This window comes from Hymenobacter qilianensis (genome assembly GCF_014489555.1).
GTDB classification, from domain to species: domain Bacteria; phylum Bacteroidota; class Bacteroidia; order Cytophagales; family Hymenobacteraceae; genus Hymenobacter; species Hymenobacter qilianensis.
Genome location: NZ_CP060784.1, coordinates 2589255 through 2605361, shown reverse-complemented (window position 1 = coordinate 2605361; position 16107 = coordinate 2589255). Strand labels below are relative to the sequence as shown.

General features: G+C 56.0%; 15 protein-coding genes and 1 pseudogene. 7 read left to right on the top strand and 9 right to left on the bottom strand.

The features are described 5' to 3' along the window. Positions 1 to 38 precede the first annotated feature (38 nt). The 5 genes and pseudogenes from carA to H9L05_RS12050 all read right to left on the bottom strand — a co-directional run bounded on the left by carA (position 39) and on the right by H9L05_RS12050 (position 5223). On the bottom strand, positions 39 to 1085 hold the full coding sequence (carA, locus tag H9L05_RS12070; protein ID WP_223284389.1) for a glutamine-hydrolyzing carbamoyl-phosphate synthase small subunit: 1047 nt from the start codon (positions 1083 to 1085) through the stop codon (positions 39 to 41). Between the two features lie 122 nt (positions 1086 to 1207). Next, positions 1208 to 2370, bottom strand: a pseudogene (locus tag H9L05_RS12065) (aspartate aminotransferase family protein). Further along, positions 2370 to 3353, bottom strand: coding sequence for an N-acetyl-gamma-glutamyl-phosphate reductase (argC, locus tag H9L05_RS12060; RefSeq protein ID WP_187731208.1), 984 nt, complete (start codon positions 3351 to 3353; stop codon positions 2370 to 2372). Before argC ends, H9L05_RS12065 begins: the two are co-directional and overlap by 1 nt. Further along, positions 3340 to 4527 carry an argininosuccinate synthase gene (argG, locus tag H9L05_RS12055; RefSeq protein ID WP_187731207.1) on the bottom strand — a complete coding sequence of 396 codons (1188 nt, stop codon included), beginning with the start codon at positions 4525 to 4527 and terminating at the stop codon, positions 3340 to 3342. The genes argC and argG overlap by 14 nt, the downstream gene beginning before the upstream one ends. Before the next feature lie 126 nt (positions 4528 to 4653). Then, complete coding sequence (locus H9L05_RS12050) at positions 4654 to 5223, bottom strand: GNAT family N-acetyltransferase (protein ID WP_187731206.1); 570 nt, start codon at positions 5221 to 5223, stop codon at positions 4654 to 4656. A 584-nt stretch (positions 5224 to 5807) separates the two neighbouring features. Here H9L05_RS12050 and argB point away from each other — a divergent pair. The 5 genes from argB (at position 5808) to H9L05_RS12030 (ending at position 10385) form a co-directional block, all read left to right on the top strand. Continuing rightward, a complete protein-coding gene (gene argB, locus H9L05_RS12045; protein ID WP_187731205.1) occupies positions 5808 to 6590 on the top strand; it encodes an acetylglutamate kinase in 783 nt (260 codons plus the stop codon). Beyond that, complete coding sequence (locus tag H9L05_RS12040; protein WP_187731204.1) at positions 6578 to 7645, top strand: M20 family metallo-hydrolase; 1068 nt, start codon at positions 6578 to 6580, stop codon at positions 7643 to 7645. The genes argB and H9L05_RS12040 overlap by 13 nt, the downstream gene beginning before the upstream one ends. 122 nt (positions 7646 to 7767) lie before the next feature. Then, a complete protein-coding gene (locus H9L05_RS23610; RefSeq protein WP_223284388.1) occupies positions 7768 to 8535 on the top strand; it encodes a lyase family protein in 768 nt (255 codons plus the stop codon). 67 nt (positions 8536 to 8602) lie between these two features. Continuing rightward, positions 8603 to 9085, top strand: a complete 483-nt coding sequence (locus H9L05_RS23605) for a hypothetical protein (protein ID WP_223284387.1) — start codon at positions 8603 to 8605, stop codon at positions 9083 to 9085. A 106-nt stretch (positions 9086 to 9191) separates the two neighbouring features. After that, entirely contained in the window at positions 9192 to 10385 is a 1194-nt protein-coding gene (locus tag H9L05_RS12030; protein ID WP_187731203.1) for a ribonuclease D, read from the top strand. A 153-nt stretch (positions 10386 to 10538) separates the two neighbouring features. On the opposite strand, the gene aceA is transcribed toward H9L05_RS12030, so the two are convergent. From aceA to H9L05_RS26865, 4 genes are all read right to left on the bottom strand, one after another. After that, the gene (gene aceA / locus H9L05_RS12025) at positions 10539 to 11825 is read right to left on the bottom strand and encodes an isocitrate lyase (RefSeq protein WP_187731202.1); all 1287 of its coding nucleotides are present in this window, start codon (positions 11823 to 11825) and stop codon (positions 10539 to 10541) included. 114 nt (positions 11826 to 11939) lie between these two features. Then, positions 11940 to 12212 (bottom strand): hypothetical protein, encoded by a 273-nt coding sequence (locus tag H9L05_RS26875; RefSeq protein ID WP_394368426.1) that lies wholly within the window; start codon positions 12210 to 12212, stop codon positions 11940 to 11942. Then, on the bottom strand, positions 12212 to 13162 hold the full coding sequence (locus H9L05_RS26870) for a malate synthase (RefSeq protein ID WP_394368425.1): 951 nt from the start codon (positions 13160 to 13162) through the stop codon (positions 12212 to 12214). Before H9L05_RS26870 ends, H9L05_RS26875 begins: the two co-directional genes overlap by 1 nt. Beyond that, on the bottom strand, positions 13072 to 13521 hold the full coding sequence (locus H9L05_RS26865; protein ID WP_394368424.1) for a hypothetical protein: 450 nt from the start codon (positions 13519 to 13521) through the stop codon (positions 13072 to 13074). Before H9L05_RS26865 ends, H9L05_RS26870 begins: the two co-directional genes overlap by 91 nt. Before the next feature lie 224 nt (positions 13522 to 13745). Between H9L05_RS26865 and H9L05_RS12015 the strand changes: the two genes are divergently transcribed. Continuing rightward, positions 13746 to 15233, top strand: coding sequence for a helix-turn-helix domain-containing protein (locus H9L05_RS12015; RefSeq protein WP_187731201.1), 1488 nt, complete (start codon positions 13746 to 13748; stop codon positions 15231 to 15233). A gap of 9 nt (positions 15234 to 15242) precedes the next feature. Next, positions 15243 to 16052 (top strand): class I SAM-dependent methyltransferase, encoded by an 810-nt coding sequence (locus H9L05_RS12010; protein WP_187731200.1) that lies wholly within the window; start codon positions 15243 to 15245, stop codon positions 16050 to 16052. Positions 16053 to 16107: the final 55 nt, after the last annotated feature.

The window sequence follows — 16107 nt, the reverse complement described above, 5'->3', positions numbered from 1 at the left end:
TCACGGTTACTTCGCTGCCTTGTGCTCGGCTACTGCTTTCAGGAAGTCATCGAACAGATACTCCGTATCCTCAGGGCCGCCGGCGGCTTCGGGTGGAACTGGGTGGAGAAGAACGGCTTGGTTTTGTGCTTGATGCCTTCGCAGGTGCCGTCGTTGAGGTTCTCGAATAGCATTTCCCACTCAGCGGGTAGCGTGTCAGTATCTACCGCGAAGCCATGGTTTTGGCTGGTGATGTAGCTGCGCTGGGTGCCGGTAAGCTTCACGGGCTGGTTGTGGCTGCGGTGGCCATACTTCAGCTTGAAGGTGTCGCCGCCCGCGGCTAGGCCCATGAGCTGGGAGCCCAGGCAGATGCCGAAAATGGGCTTGTCCTGACCTAGCGCGGTTTGCAGGTGGCCGATGGTAGCGGTGCACATCTTCGGGTCGCCGGGGCCGTTGCTGAGGAACAGGCCGTCGTAGTCGAGCTGTGTGAAGTCGTAGTCCCAGGGCACGCGGATCAGTTCCACGTCGCGCTCCAAGAAGCAGCGGATGATGTTGGTTTTGGTACCGCAGTCGACGAGCACGATTTTGTGCTGGCCGTGGCCGTAATGCTTCACCTCGGTGGGGCTTACCTGGGCTACCAGGTTTTCCTGGTTAGGGTCGTGCAGCTCTACGTCCTCTTCAGCCACAACCTTACCTAGCATGGCGCCTTTCTCACGCAGAATTTTGGTGAGCATGCGCGTATCCACACCGAAGATGCCGGGGATGTTGTACTCCTTAAGCCAGTCGCCGAGGCTTTTGGCGGCATTCCAGTGGCTGTGCTCCTCAGAGTAGTAGTTCACTACCAGGCCGGCAATGTGAATCTTATCCGACTCGAAAATCTTGGAAATCGACTCATACAGCTCCTCGCCGGGCACGCCGTAGTTGCCCACCATGGGGTAAGTCAGCACCAGAATCTGGCCGGCGAAGGACGGGTCGGTAAGGTTTTCGGGGTAGCCGGTCATGGCCGTGCTGAATACCACCTCACCGGCAGCGGACGTAAATGCGCCGAAGGATTCGCCCTGGATTTCGGTTCCGTCTTCGAGGACTAGTTTTACTGTTTGGGACATCTGTCGTTGTGATTGTAGAGACGCAATACTTTGCATCTCAATCGTTACTGATATTGGTGCCGCATCATCTTGGCGCGAGCCGTTCAACGAAAAGACGCGAAGTGTCGCGTCTTTTCGTTGTTCTAATCCAGCGCGGAGGCCTGCTGAATGACAGCGGCCGACTTTTCTGTCAATTCGTACAGCGACTGCAGGAATCGGTTTACTTCCGCCTTCGTGATATTGAGCGGCGGCAGCAGACGTAGCACCGTTGGGTCGGAGGCGTTGCCGACGAAAATGTGGTGCTCCTGAAGCAGCTTGTCCCGCAGCTCCTTGATGGGGAAATCGTACTTGATACCGATCATTAAGCCACGACCGCGAATTTCCTGAGCACCAGCGTTGGCTTCTAGCTCGGTCCGTAAAAAGCCCCCAGCTCATCAGCGTGGGCTATCAGGCTTTCCTGCTCGATGACTTCCAACACGGCCAACGCGGCGGCGCAGGCTAGGTGGTTACCGCCAAACGTGGTTCCTAGCAAACCATACGACGCCTTTAGCTCCGGCGCAATCAGGATACCGCCGATGGGAAAGCCGTTGCCCATGCCCTTAGCCACCGAAATAATATCGGGCTGAATGCCGGCGTGCTGGTGGGCAAAGAAACGGCCGCTGCGGCCGTAGCCGCTTTGCACTTCATCGGCAATGAGCACTACGCCGTGCGTTTTGCAAAGCGTCGCGAGGCCCTGCAGAAACTCATCGGAAGGCATAATAATGCCCCCCACGCCTTGGATTGGCTCAATAATGACAGCACAAACCTCTTCGCTTTGCATAACACGCTCCACTTCGGCTAGGTCGTAGCCGACGAAAGAGATGCCGTGGCCTGCGTTGAATGGCGCTACAATCTTGGCGTTATCAGTAGCAGCTACGGCGCCCGATGTGCGACCGTGAAATGCGCCTTTGAACGCTATGACGTGCTTTTTGCCGGTGTGAAATGAGGCTAGCTTCAGGGCATTCTCGTTGGCTTCGGCACCAGAATTACATAGGAACAGGCTGTAGTCCGGGTAGCCCGATACGTCTCCTAGCTTCTGCGCTAGCTCAGTTTGAATCGGAATTTGGACCGAGTTAGAGTAGAACCCGATCTGGTTCAGCTGCTCGCTGATGCGACGCACGTAATGCGGGTGGCTATGACCGATGGAGATAACAGCGTGACCACCGTAAAAATCCAGGTAATCCTGCCCGTTTTCGTCCCAAAGCGTTGCCCCCAAAGCCTTTACCGGCGTGATATTGACGAGCGGGTAAACGTTGAATAAATCCATTAGAAAGCAACTGATTTAAGCTGAAGTCCTTGATTTTCTGGATACCCAAAGAGCAGATTCATGTTCTGCACGGCTTGCCCGGAAGCGCCTTTCACCAGATTATCCAGCGCGGAAGTGATGAGCAGCTGCTTACCGAATTTCTGCACGTGCAGCACACACTTATTGGTGTTCACTACCTGCTTCAGATGGATTTCCTTGTCCGAAACCGTGGTGAATGGCGCGTCGGCGTAGAAATCTTTGAACAGCTTTCGCGCTTCGTCCTGACTTAGCTCAGAAGGCGTGTAGACGCTGGCAAAGATGCCGCGCGAGAAATTGCCGCGGTAAGGAATAAAGTGAATAGCGCCCTCTAACTGGGGCTGAAGCTGCGTGAGGCTCTCCCCTATTTCACCCAAATGCTGGTGGGTAAAGGGCTTGTAGATAGACACATTGCTGGTGCGCCACGAGAAGTGCACCGTCTCCGACAAACTTTGTCCGGCACCCGTAGACCCGGTAATGGCCGATACGTGCACATCATCGGTGAGCTGTCCAGCTTGCGCCAATGGTAGCAAAGCTAGCTGAATTGCCGTGGCGAAACAGCCAGGATTGGCAATGTTCTGGGCCAACTGAATAGCGGCTTTGTTCAGCTCTGGCAGGCCATACACGAAGCTGCGGCCAGCAACATCTTTGTCCATGTTCAAGCGGAAATCATTGCTTAAGTCAATGATTTTGGCCCCCGAAGGTACGCTGTTCTTCTCTAGAAAACTGCGGGAGTTGCCATGACCCAGGCACAGGAAAACCACTTCTTCGTCGCCGTTTAGGTCGCTTTGAAAGCGCAGATCGGTTTCGCCTACTAGGTCGTCGTGTACGTGGTACACCGGGTTGCCCGCATTGGAGGAACTGACGATGGCGCTGATAGCTACTTGCGGATGATATAGCAGAATGCGGATCAGCTCGCCGGCCGTGTAGCCGGCCCCGCCCACGATGCCTACCTTAACCTTCGCCATTGAAGCTGCTGTGAATTTTGAGCTGATTGCTGAATATTTTGATAAAGCCTTGCGCGTCGCGGGCGTCCCAGGCGTCGTTTTCCTCACCGTAGGTAGCCACTTTAGAGCGCATCATATCATACTTGGATTCAATGCCTTGCAACTCAAACTGATACGGCTTCAGCTTGATAAACACCGTACCTGACACGCGGGCCTGCGACGACTCCAGGAAAGCTTCCATGTCGCGCATCACGGGGTCGAGGTACTGAGCCTCGTGCAGGAGCGTGCCGTACCAGTTGGCGATGTAGTCTTTGTGCAGCAGCTGCCAGCGCGACGATGTGTGCTTTTCCAGCAAGTGGTGGGCTTTAATCAGAATCAGCGGAGCCGGAGCCTCAAAGCCTACGCGGCCCTTGATGCCCAGAATCGTGTCGCCTACGTGAATGTCACGGCCGATGGCGTATTGGCCGGCTAGCTCGTTCAACTCCTGAATAAGCTGCACGGGGGGCATTTTTTGGCCGTTCAGCGCTACCGGCTCGCCTTTCTCGAAGGTAACTTCGATGGAGGCTGGCTCGGTTTGCTGAAGCTGGGTGGGGTAAGCCGTTTCGGGCAGCGCCTGGTGGGAAGTCAGCGTTTCGACGCCGCCTACGCTGGTGCCCCAGATGCCTTTGTTAATTGAATACTTCGCCTTTTCCCAGCTCATTTCTACGCCGTGACTTTGTAGATACTCAATCTCGGCCTGGCGGGAGAGCTTCTGGTCGCGGATGGGCGTGATGATTTCGGTCTGGGGGGCAATTACGGAGAACGCCACGTCGAAACGTACTTGGTCGTTGCCGGCGCCGGTGCTGCCGTGGGCGATGTAGTCGGCTTTGTGCTCGCGGGCATATTCGGCCAGCGCCAAGGACTGGAACATGCGCTCGGCGCTAACGGACAGCGGATAGGTGTCGTTTTTGAGGATGTTGCCGAACAGCAAAAAGCGCAGGCAATCCTGATAAAAGCGCTCCGTCACGTCGATTACTTCGTGCTTGGAGGAGCCCAGTTCGTAGGCGCGCTTCTCAATGCTCTGCAATTCCTCGGCAGAAAAGCCCCCCGAGTTGACGATGACGGTGTGTACTTCCAGGCCTAACTCTTTGGTCAGATACACCACGCAGTACGAGGTATCCAGGCCGCCACTGTACGCTAAAACTACTTTTTTCATTTGTCAATTAACTGTACGAGAACGTCATGCAGAGGCGGAGCCGAAGCATCTCGCATGTTTAGCGGGATTAGTAACCTCTTGTCAGCACGCGAGATGCTTCGGCTCCGCTCTGCATGACAACCAATTTTATTGCTCTTGACTTAAAATCTCGATTGTCTGCTGGCTGAACTGGTCGTTCAGGGTGTCGTAGACCATGCCGGTGCAGAGGCACATTTTGCGGTCGTTCTCCATCAGGATAGGATAGTTTTTGCAGCTGGAGCAGCCCTTCCAGAAGTCGTCGCTGCGCGTTAGCTCCGTGAAGGTCACGGGCTTATAGCCCAACTCCGTATTGATTTTCATTACCGCCAGGCTGGTGGTGATTCCGAAAATCTTGGCCGCCGGGTATTTGGTACGCGAGAGCTTGAACACCTCGTGCTTAATGGCGCGGCCCAGGCCTTCCTTGCGCAAAGCGGTGTTCACGATCAGGCCCGAGTTGACCACAAAGTTGTTGTTCTCGTAGGTTTCGATGTAGCAGAAACCAGCTAGCTCGTCGTCGATGAAGGCGATGATGGCGTCGCCTTTGATCATTTTTTTGGCGACGTAATCGGGATTGCGCTTGGCAATGCCAACGCCCCGCTGTTTGGCCGATTCCTCGTACCAGTGACAAAGTGTTTCCACGTACCGAGCGTCGTCGGCATTGGCTACGCGTATCATCATGGGAGTATAACTGGGGTGCCTGATGGCAGGTAATACGATGTGAGAGGAAGAAAGGCGAAGCTTACGGACAAGGCTACGCGGCAACCGAAACCGGTATCGAGAAAATAAACCCGGAAGAAAGTGGTGGTTGCGTGGATCTCGCTAGGGCAGAAAAAACTGTCGACTAGGCAAGAAAAGGCGCACTAGGGCTTACACTCGTGTCAAAGGATGATTCGTGAACGTTCTCTTTACTGGGGTTCTGGGTGAGGCCCCGCGCCGGTTTTTATCGTTCTAAAAACGCAGGCGAATTATTGCAGCCAGCTCTTAAGCTGGCATTGTTCGCACGGCCATTGTGGGCCGCGGCAGAAGCGCAATAGAAGAGAGAAGAATCATGACAAGTACCGTAGTACAGAGTAGGTTTATGCGGTTTAAATCGAATAGGCCGCTAAATCGTTGCAAAACTAGACGTTTTTTTTTGGAAACTTTACCGGCCCGGCTTTAAAAAAGTGTTAAGCTTATCTATGCTTCGGGCTAGCTGACTGCTCAGCTAGTTCCAAACTTGGCCTTCACAGGCCTGAGTGCCGCCTTTTACCTTTATCACACGAATGAGCGAAGTCCTGAAAATATTTAAAATTGGCGGTGGAATCATTGATGATACCGCCCAGCTCAGCTTCTTTCTAAGCGAACTGGCGCGAGTGGGGGGCAAAAAAATCGTGGTACACGGCGGTGGCAAAGGCGCCAATGAGCTGCTGACGACGCTGGGCATGCTGCCCAATATGGTGAACGGCCGCCGCATCACCGACGCCGCCACCCTAGACGTGGTAACGATGTTTTACGCCGGCAAAACCAACAAGCAGATCGTGGCCCTGCTCCAGCAAGTGGGCGTAAATGCGCTGGGCCTGTCCGGCGCCGACGGCAACGTTATTCGAGCCATCAAGCGCCCCGTTGGTGAGATTGATTACGGCTTTGTGGGTGACTTGCCCGAGCAAAGTATCAACACGGAGCTGATTCAGCTGCTGCTGGAGGGCAATTTGACGCCCGTTTTCTGCGCTATCACCCACGACGGCCACGGGCAGCTGCTCAACACGAACGCCGACACTATTGCCAGCACGCTGGCTCGGGCGCTGGCCCATTTTTACCAAGTGGAGCTGCATTTCTGTTTTGAAAAAGATGGAGTATTGGCCGATGTAAACGACGAAAGCTCCGTGATTCCGCAAATCACACCTTCGCTTTATACGGATTTGAAAGCCAGCGGCGCCATTGCGGCCGGTATGCTGCCCAAGCTAGAAAATGCGTTTGCCGCGCTGGAAGCCGGGGTCGCAAAGGTTATCATCGAAAACGCGCTGAAAATCAACAAGCCGGTAAAAACGATACTATGCCGGGACTAATCGAGCGGCTTTCCGAGGACGCCATAGCGCTGTTGATTCAGCTTATTCAAACGCCTTCTTTTTCGCGGGAAGAAGACAAGACGGCTGATTTGATTTTTGCATTTCTGACGGCGCACGGCGCGCACCCCCGGCGGGTTCAGCATAATATATGGGCTGTTTCGAAAGAATTTGCCCCCCACAAGCCGACTATCCTACTCAACTCCCACCACGACACCGTGAAGCCCGGCGCAAGCTGGACTGCTGAACCATTCGGGGCTGTATTGGAAGGCGACAAGCTGATTGGACTGGGCAGCAACGACGCGGGCGCGTCGGCTGTGAGTCTGCTGGCTACGTTTCTGTATTTCCAAGAGAAGAAAACCGATTTCAACCTCATTTGTGCAATCACGGCCGAGGAAGAAGTATCGGGTGCCAATGGCATTCGCCTCATTTTGCCTAAGCTCGGCAACATTGATTTGGGGATCGTAGGTGAGCCAACCCAAATGGACTTGGCCATTGCCGAAAAGGGCTTGGTGGTCCTAGACTGTGTAACCCACGGTCGCACCGGTCACGCCGCCCGCAACGAAGGCGAAAACGCCCTCTACAAAGCTCTGGATGATATGCTGTGGCTTCGGAGCTACCGTTTCCCAAACGAATCGGACCTGCTGGGACCCGTAAAAATGACGGTGACGCAGGTGCAGGCGGGCACGCAGCATAATGTAGTACCCGATATCTGTCGGTTTGTGGTGGATGTGCGCACCAACGAGTTGTATTCCAATGAGGAAGTTGTGCGCATTGTGCGCGAGCATGTGCAGGCCGACGTGACGCCGCGCTCTGTGCATTTGAACTCTTCGCGCATCGACCCGGCGCATCCGCTGGTGGTGCGCGGGGCGAATTTGGGCCGCAAGCTGTTTGGGTCCGCCACGCTTTCGGATCAGGCGGTGATGCCCTTTGCCACAGTGAAAGTAGGTCCCGGCGACTCGGCCCGCTCCCACACCCCGAACGAATACATTTACCTTAGCGAGGTAAAAGCCGGCATCAAGGGCTACATCGAGCTGCTGGAAGGCTTTCGATTTTAAAGTGCTGTAGAGACACATACTTGTGTCTTGTCGCTGAACAGTTAATGAGGAGTTGTTCAGCTGAACAACGCGAGGAGACACAAGTATGTGTCTCTACACCATTCGCAAACAATCATTTAGACATGAAAATCTGGGAAAAGGGCATCGCCGTTGACGAGAAAATAGAGCGCTTCACCATCGGAAAAGACCGGGAGCTAGACCTTTATCTGGCTCACTTCGACGTGCTGGCCTCCAAAGCGCAGGCCGTGATGCTGGCGCAGGTGGGGCTGATTTCAGCCGAGGAAAAAGACCACTTAGTGCAGGGCCTTGGGGAGTTGGAAGTCGAAATAGCGGCCGGCCGCTTCGTAATTGAAGATAGCTTCGAGGATGTGCACTCCAAGATTGAGTTCTATCTAACTGAAAAGTTTGGCGATGCCGGCAAGAAAATCCACACCGCCCGCTCCCGCAACGACCAAGTACTGACCGCCATTCAGCTTTTCTTAAAAGACTATACCGAGCAGGCTGCCGCCAAAATCATGGATTTGGTGACGGTGCTACTTCAAAAAGCCGAAACCCACCAAGCCGATTTGATGCCCGGCTACACCCACTTCCAGGCCGCCATGCCCAGCAGCTTTGGCTTGTGGTTTTCGGCCTACGCGGAGCATTTGCTGCTGGATATCGCGCTGTTTGAAGCCGCCCACACCGTTGCTGACCAGAACCCATTGGGTTCGGGCGCCGGTTTTGGCAGCAGCTTCCCCATCGACCGTAAGCTGACGACTCAGCAGATGGGTTTCGGCCACTTGGCCGTTAGCGCTGTGGGGCACAAATGCTGCGCGGCAAAACAGAGAAAACGCTGGCTTTCGCGCTGGCCGGCGTGGGCGCTACGCTCTCCAAGCTGGCCTACGACCTAGTTCTGTATAACAGTCAGGATCTGGCGTTTGTAGAATTGCCCCCGCTTTCACGACGGGCTCCAGCATCATGCCGCACAAAAAGAACCCAGATGTATTTGAGCTGGTGCGGGCCCGTTGTAATGCCTTACAGGCGTTGCCCAATACTATTGCGCTCAGCATCAACAACCTACCCAGTGGCTACCATCGCGACTTTCAGCTGCTAAAGGAGCTTTTATTCGAGCCAATGATGCAGTTCATGGACATTCTGGACATGCTGCTGTTTGCCTTGCCACAGCTCAAAATCAAGCCCGACTTGCTGAACCAGGCCAAATACGACGGTGTTTTCTCCGTAGAAAATATCAATCAGCTTATCCAGGCCGGGGTGCCTTTTCGGGAGGCGTATCAGCAGGTGGGCCGGGCAGTAAACGACGGCAGCTACGTGCCACACCGCGAGTTTACGACCACGCATCTGGGCAGCGTGCACAATCTGGGGCTTGCCGAAATTCGAGCGAAAGCCGAGCAAGTGCAGCAGCGTAGCGCCGTGTTGCAGCGCCTCCAAAGCGGCACCTAGCGGCAGGTTGCCAACGTTGCTTTTGCCCCCAGTCCTGCCTACCTTTGGTAAAATGCCCCAGGCCTTCTGCTTGACTCTTGCGGCTCGTTTTTCGTTTTGCTTTTCCATGTTACAACCTGATATACAATACCTAACAACCCACGGCGCCGTACAGGACGCGGCCGCTGCCATGCGCAAAGCATCACGCTTGGCTGTGGATCTGGAGTTTGATGATATGCGCCACCGCTATGGTCGCAATCTTGCTCTGATTCAAATATTTGACGGCTCAACCGCGTACCTGATCGACCCGCTGCCGCTCACCAATCCGGCTGAAGAGTTGGAGCCAATTTGGGAGCTGCTGCGCGACCCGGTCATTGAGAAGGTTTTCCACAGCTGCAAGTCGGATATTCTGCTGCTGGATGAGCTGTATGGCGTGCATGTACGCCACATTACCGATACCAGCGTGCAGTACACGCTACTAGCCGAAGCCGACAATAATATCTCTCTGGGCCGCTTGATTCAAAGTGAGTTAGGCTTGGAAGTAGATAAGGGTGAGCAGAAGTCGAACTGGCTGAAGCGCCCGCTGACGGAAGCACAAAAGGTGTATGCCGCCAACGACGTTATCTATCTGTTTGAGCTGGCCGACCGCCTCACCGCCAAGCTGGAAACGCTGGGCCGGGCACATTGGGCCGACGAAGAAAATGCCGCGCTGGAAGCAGTACGCTACACCCGCGACGAGCGCCCCTACCTGCGGATAGCCGGCAAATATCGGATTCTGCCGGGCGAGCTGCCCTTGTTCCGCGACCTGTATATGCTACGCGACCAAGTGGCGAAGCAGCTGGATCGACCGCCATATATGGTGTTTGCCAACGACCGCCTGTCGGAGCTGGTGCGCGACACGCCCCGCGACCTCAGCGACTGGAAAGCGGCCCGCGGCCTTCACCCCGAGCTGAAGCGCGCACCATACCTCGACCAGCTGGCTGCGCTTTCTTCTGATACATTTGTGCCCGTGCCCGAGCCTGCTGCCACGGGCGAGCAGCGGCGCTTCCCTTTCCGGCGCCGCCTCAACGGCGAAAAAACCGCCCGCGCCGACGCCCGCGAGCAGCTTTTGCTACAGCTAAAAAACCACATTACCGCTGACATGAATAGCTACGTGGCCAACCTCGTACTCTCTAACCGGCTCGTAGCGGACATTATCGAGATGGGTGCTGAACAGGTGCTACGTCCTTGGCAACAGACCATTCTGCGCGAAACTGCTCAACGCCACTCGCTGGATTATAGCCTGATTGCCCAGCCTTTCGATCAGGCCAGCCAAGCGTAGGCAGCAACTTTTAGGAAAAAGCCCCCGCCCGTCATGCAGAGCGGCAGCGAAGCATCTCGCGTGTTTAGTAAGAATACTAATCTAAATGCGTGAGCGAGATGCTTCGCTGCCGCTCTGCATGACGGGCGGGGGCTTTGTGAAGAGGGGTTGGTGCTATCCGTGAAACTGAGCTTCCTCCGTCGAGCCAACCAAGGCGGCCGTGCTGGTTTTGCCCCCCGACACTACATTTTGAACTGCGTCGAAGTAGCCGGTTCCTACAAATGCCTGGTGCTTAACCGCCTTAAAACCAGATTTTTGCAGAGCAAACTCCCGTTCCTGCAACTCAGAGTAGCCGGCCATTCCCCGCTCACGGTACGCTTGGGCAAGCTCAAACATGCTGGTATTCAGGGCATGAAAGCCAGCCAGCGTAATAAACTGAAACTTATAGCCCAGCGCCGCTAGCTCTTCGCGGAAGCTTTCCATTTGTTCCACGCTGAGCTTGCTGGCCCAATTGAAGGAAGGCGAGCAATTATACGCGAGCAGCTTCCCCGGATACTGAGCGTGAATAGCCTCCGCAAACTGCCGCGCCTGACCAAGATCCGGGTGTGAGGTTTCCATCCACAGCAGGTCGGCGTAGGGGGCGTAGGCAAGGCCGCGGGCAATACACGACTCTACACCGGGGCGTACGCGGTAAAATCCTTCATTGGTGCGGCCATCCTTTGCAATCACAAAGGGCTGGTCGCGCTCATCTACATCGCTGGTAATCAGGTCGGCGGCATCGGCGTCGGTGCGGGCTACAACCAGCGTGGGCACACCCAGCACATCGGCCGCGAGGCGGGCTGCCACCAGTTTGTTGATGGCTTCCTGGGTTGGCACCAGAACTTTGCCCCCCAGATGCCCGCATTTCTTCGCTGATGACAACTGATCCTCGAAATGCACGCCGGCAGCCCCGGCTTCAATCATCATCTTCATCAGCTCAAATGCATTGAGATTGCCACCGAAACCAGCTTCCGCATCGGCCACAATCGGAACCAGCCAATGCACGTTGCCATCGCCCGTCAGGTTCTGAATCTGGTCGGCGCGCAGCAGGGCGTTGTTGATGCGCTTTACCACGTTAGGCACGCTGTCGGCGGGGTATAGGCTTTGGTCGGGATACATCTGGCCGGCGCCGTTGGCATCGGCGGCTACCTGCCAGCCACTGAGGTAGATAGCGTTCAGGCCGGCCTGTACTTCCTGCACAGCTTGGTTGCCGGTGAGCGCACCTAGTCCGGCCACATACTCCTCCGAATGCAACAACTGCCACAAACGCTCGGCTCCCTGCCGGGCCAACGAATATTCGATCTTGATGGAGTTTTGCAGCTTCACTACCTCTTCGGCAGTGTAAGGACGGGTGATGCCTTTCCAGCGAGGATTGGTGGTCCAGTCGTGGTTGATAGCGACGATGCGTTCGAGCTTGTTCATGGCAGTGTAAGGTTTAGGAGGTGACGATATGATTGGGCATGGCACGCCCAGGCTACTTAGTAGAGCGGCTTTTTTGTAGTTTAGAAGAGGGTTGGGTAGATACCGCCGGCCGGCTTACGCCAGCTGTTCGTAGGCGGGCATGGTCAGAAACTCGGTGAACTCCTTGCTTACCACGAGGCGGTCGAAGAGGCGAGCGGCCTGCTCGTAATGCCCCTGTGCAAATTGCTCCTCCCCTACTGCTTTGCGCATGAGCGCAATCTGATCGGTGAGAAGCGAACGGTACAGCTCCAGCGTGACGGGGCGCCCATCCTGAAGCGTGGTGCCGGGCGTGTGCAGCCACTGCCACACCTGCGCCCGCGATATTTCGGCCGTGGCCGCATCTTCCATCAGATTGTAAATCGGCACGCAGCCATTGCCCCCAGCCAGGCTTCGAGGTAGCGGATAGCCACGTCGATGTTCAGCCGCAGACCAGCTTCGGTGATGGTGCCTTCCGGCGCTTGTACTAGGTCGGCGGCGGTTACGTGCACATCTTCGCGCTTGCGCTCTATCTGGTTGGCATTGGGCATCAACTCATCAAACACGGCCAGCGCGACGGGCACCAAGCCAGGATGCGCCACCCATGTACCATCATGCCCGTTTTTGGCTTCGCGCACTTTATCCTGGCGCACTTTTTCCAGGGCAGCTTCGTTGGCTTCCGGGTCGTTCTTGATGGGAATTTGGGCAGCCATACCGCCAATAGCATGCACACCGCGACGGTGGCAGGTTTGGATTACTAGTTGTGAGTAAGCCGCCATAAATGGCACCGACATGGTTACCTGGGCGCGGTCGGGAAGGCGGAAGCTGGGGTTCAAACCCAGGCGTTTGATGTAGGAGAAAATGTAGTCCCAGCGCCCGCAGTTCAGGCCGGCGGAGTGCTCGCGCAACTCATACAGTATCTCGTTCAGTTCAAAGCTGGCGGGCAGCGTCTCAATTAAAACTGTTGCTTTGATGCTGCCTTTCGGGATCTTGAGCGACCATTGGGCAATGCCAAACACGTCATTCCACAGCCGGGCCTCTAGGTGACTTTCGATTTTGGGCAGGTAGAAATAAGGCCCGCTGCCCCGCGCCAGCAGCTCGTGGGCATTATGAAAAAAGTACAGACCGAAATCAAACAGCGCGGCACTTATTGGCTCCCCATCCACTAACACATGCTTTTCGAGCAGATGCCAGCCCCGAGGGCGCACGATGAGCGTGGCGACTTCCTCATTCAGGCGGTATTCTTTCGTGGGCGTGCTGAGCGAAATCGTCCGGCGCACGGCATCGCGCAGATTAATTTGCCCCCAATGACGTTGACCCACGTTGGCGCGTTCGAGTCTTCCAGATCGGCCATGAAAACCTTCGCTCCCGAGTTCAAGGCGTTGATAATCATCTTCCGCTCCACGGGCCCCGTGATTTCCACGCGCCGATCAAGCAGATCGGCGGGCAGAGGTGCTACAGTCCAGGGCTTTTCGCGGATCAGGCGGGTTTCGGGCAGAAAATCGGGGAGAATGCCAGCCGCAAATGCCCGCTGACGCGCTGCCCGGCGAGCCAGCAAATCGCGCCGCGTGCGATCGAAGCGGCGATGCAGCTCGGCTACGAAAGCCAAAGCGGAGGGCGTCAGAATCTCAGCAAACTCCGGGGTATAAGCGCCCAGCACTTTCACACGCTCGGGGGCCAAATACTTCGGGGGAGAAACTAATGTGTGTGGCTCGGAGAAAGTCATAGCTGAAGCGATTTGGTGAACTTGATAGAGTACTCACCAAACATACGTAAGCGAATTTTATAAAACAAGCGAATATTCGCTAATATTTAAGAATCGCTCAAGAAGCGTAGATTTGTCAACCTCGCCACGCTAAGAAGTAAGGCGGCAACATTGATTTTGACCGCCACATTTATATTAATATGCTGAGTCACGGCCAGATAGTACGATTGATTTTTGGGTTGAAGCTGCGGGAGCTACGGCAGGAGCGCGGGCTCACGCCTGCCGAGATGGCCCGTGCCTGCGACGTTTCGGTTTCGTACCTCAATGAGATTGAGAAAGGCAAGAAGTACCCAAAGGCGGATAAGATTCTGAGCTTAAGTAAGGTGCTCGGGGTGAGCTACGACCAGTTGACCTCGCTCACGCTGAGCCGCAAGCTGGAGCCCATTTCGGAGCTATTGCAGTCGGACCTGCTCAAGGAGTTTCCGCTGGAGATGTTCGGGCTGGACCCGATGCGCATTGTGGAGCTGATTGCAGATGCGCCGGCCAAGATGAATGCGTTTATCAGCACGCTGTTCGAGATTGGTCGCAACTACGAGATGCGGCAGGAGCACTTTTTTCTGGCGGCGCTCCGCTCCTACCAGGAAATGCACGATAACTACTTCGAGGAGCTGGAGCAGGATGTGCGCACTTTCACCGTGGAGCAAAAGCTAAATGCCGCCGCGCCCTTCGATACAAGCCAGCTGGAGCGCGTACTAACCGAAAAATATGGCTACTCCCTGGACCGGACGCTGCTTGGTGAGTACGCTTCGCTGGGGCGGCTGCGGTCGGTATTTCAGCCCAAAACCCGCCGCTTGCTGCTGCGGCCGGGTCTGAGCAGTGCGCAGGAGGCTTTTGTACTGGGCCGGGAAGTGGCATTTCACTACCTCAACCTGCGGGAGCGGCCTTATGTGAATGCCAGCTTTCCGGTGCGCTCATTCGATGAGGTGCTGAATAATTTTAAGGCTTCCTACTTCGCCGGGGCCCTCCTGATGGAGGAAGAAGCCCTGGTGCGGGACCTGCAAAAGCTGTTTGACGCCACCAAATGGGATGCTGGCCAATGGCTGGGTCTGCTGACCAGGTATAATGTGTCGCCGGAGATGTTTATGCAGCGCCTCACTAACCTGCTGCCCCGGCATTTTGGCCTCCAAAGCCTGTTTTTCCTGCGCTTTGATCAAACGGATGCTACGGCGCCCTACGAGTTGACCAAGGAACTGCACCTTTCGCGCCTGCACAATCCGCACGGCAACGAGCTGCACGAGCACTACTGCCGACGCTGGATTTCGCTTAGGCTATTGGCCGAGCTGCGTCTGCAAGCCAAGCCGGGTGCGCCTACGGTGGCCATTGGTGCCCAGCGCTCGCGCTACTACGGCACCGATAATGAGTATATCTGCCTGACGCTGGCGCGCGCCTCCACGGCCACCGAACCAGCGGTGAGCGTGACCGTTGGCTTACTCTGCGATGAAAATCTGAAGCGGAAAGTTCGTTTTATCGACGATCCGGCCATTCCGCTGCGCATCGTGAATGAAACCTGTGAGCGGTGCCCGATTCCGGACTGCGAAGTGCGCTCGGCGCCACCCGTGGAGATTGAGCGGCAGCAGCGGCAGCAGCAACTCGCCGAGGCAGTGGCCGCGCTGGTGCACGGCGCGTAAAAGGCGTTAGTGGCTCTTCCAACTTTCAATCCTAAGCAAAATGCCCCCAGCTCTGCCAAAGAACAATTTGACCGCCAGGCCACGCACTACAATGCGCAGTGGAACTCCTGGACTGCTTCCTCACTGGACTGGCTGCTGGCGCAGGCCACGTGCCAGCCCACTGATATCGCGCTGGACGTGGCTACCGGCACGGGCTTCACGGCGCTAGCATTTGCCCCCCACGTGCAGTCGGTGGTGGGACTGGACGTATCGCCGGGGATGCTGTCGCAGGCAGAGCAGAATCAGGCGGCGCGTGGGATTACGAATGTGAGCTGGTGGGAAGGTGCGGCGGAGGCGCTGCCTTTTCCAGAGGCCAGCTTTTCTGTCGTTACGTGTCGGATTGCGCCCCATCATTTTCAGTCGGTGCCGGCTTTTTTGGCTGAAGTATATCGGGTGCTGACACCTGGGGGGCGTTTTTTGCTGGCCGACACGACTATCCCTGACGATGACCCGACAACCGGCGAGTGGCAAAACCGCGTGGAAGCCCTCCGCGACCCTTCACACGCTCGCAATCTGGCCCCGAGTGAGTGGAGGAAGGCGATGGCCGAAGCGGGCCTTACGGTGCAGGCAATGAATTTAGCGGGCGGCACTACGCCTATGTCGCTGAACGATTGGCTGGAGAAAGCCGGTTGTACGAATGCGCCGGCCGCAGCCGTACGCCAGGCCTTTGCCACAGCACCGCCCGCAGCCGTAGAAGCATTTCAAATTCGGGTAGCGCCGCCCGATGATTATACTTTTGTGTGGCAGCGGCTCGTTGCGAAGGCAGAAAAGCTTGGCTAGTTTTCCACGCTAACATGCATTTGTTGATACGAATCCGGTTTGAATAAAGTAGCTT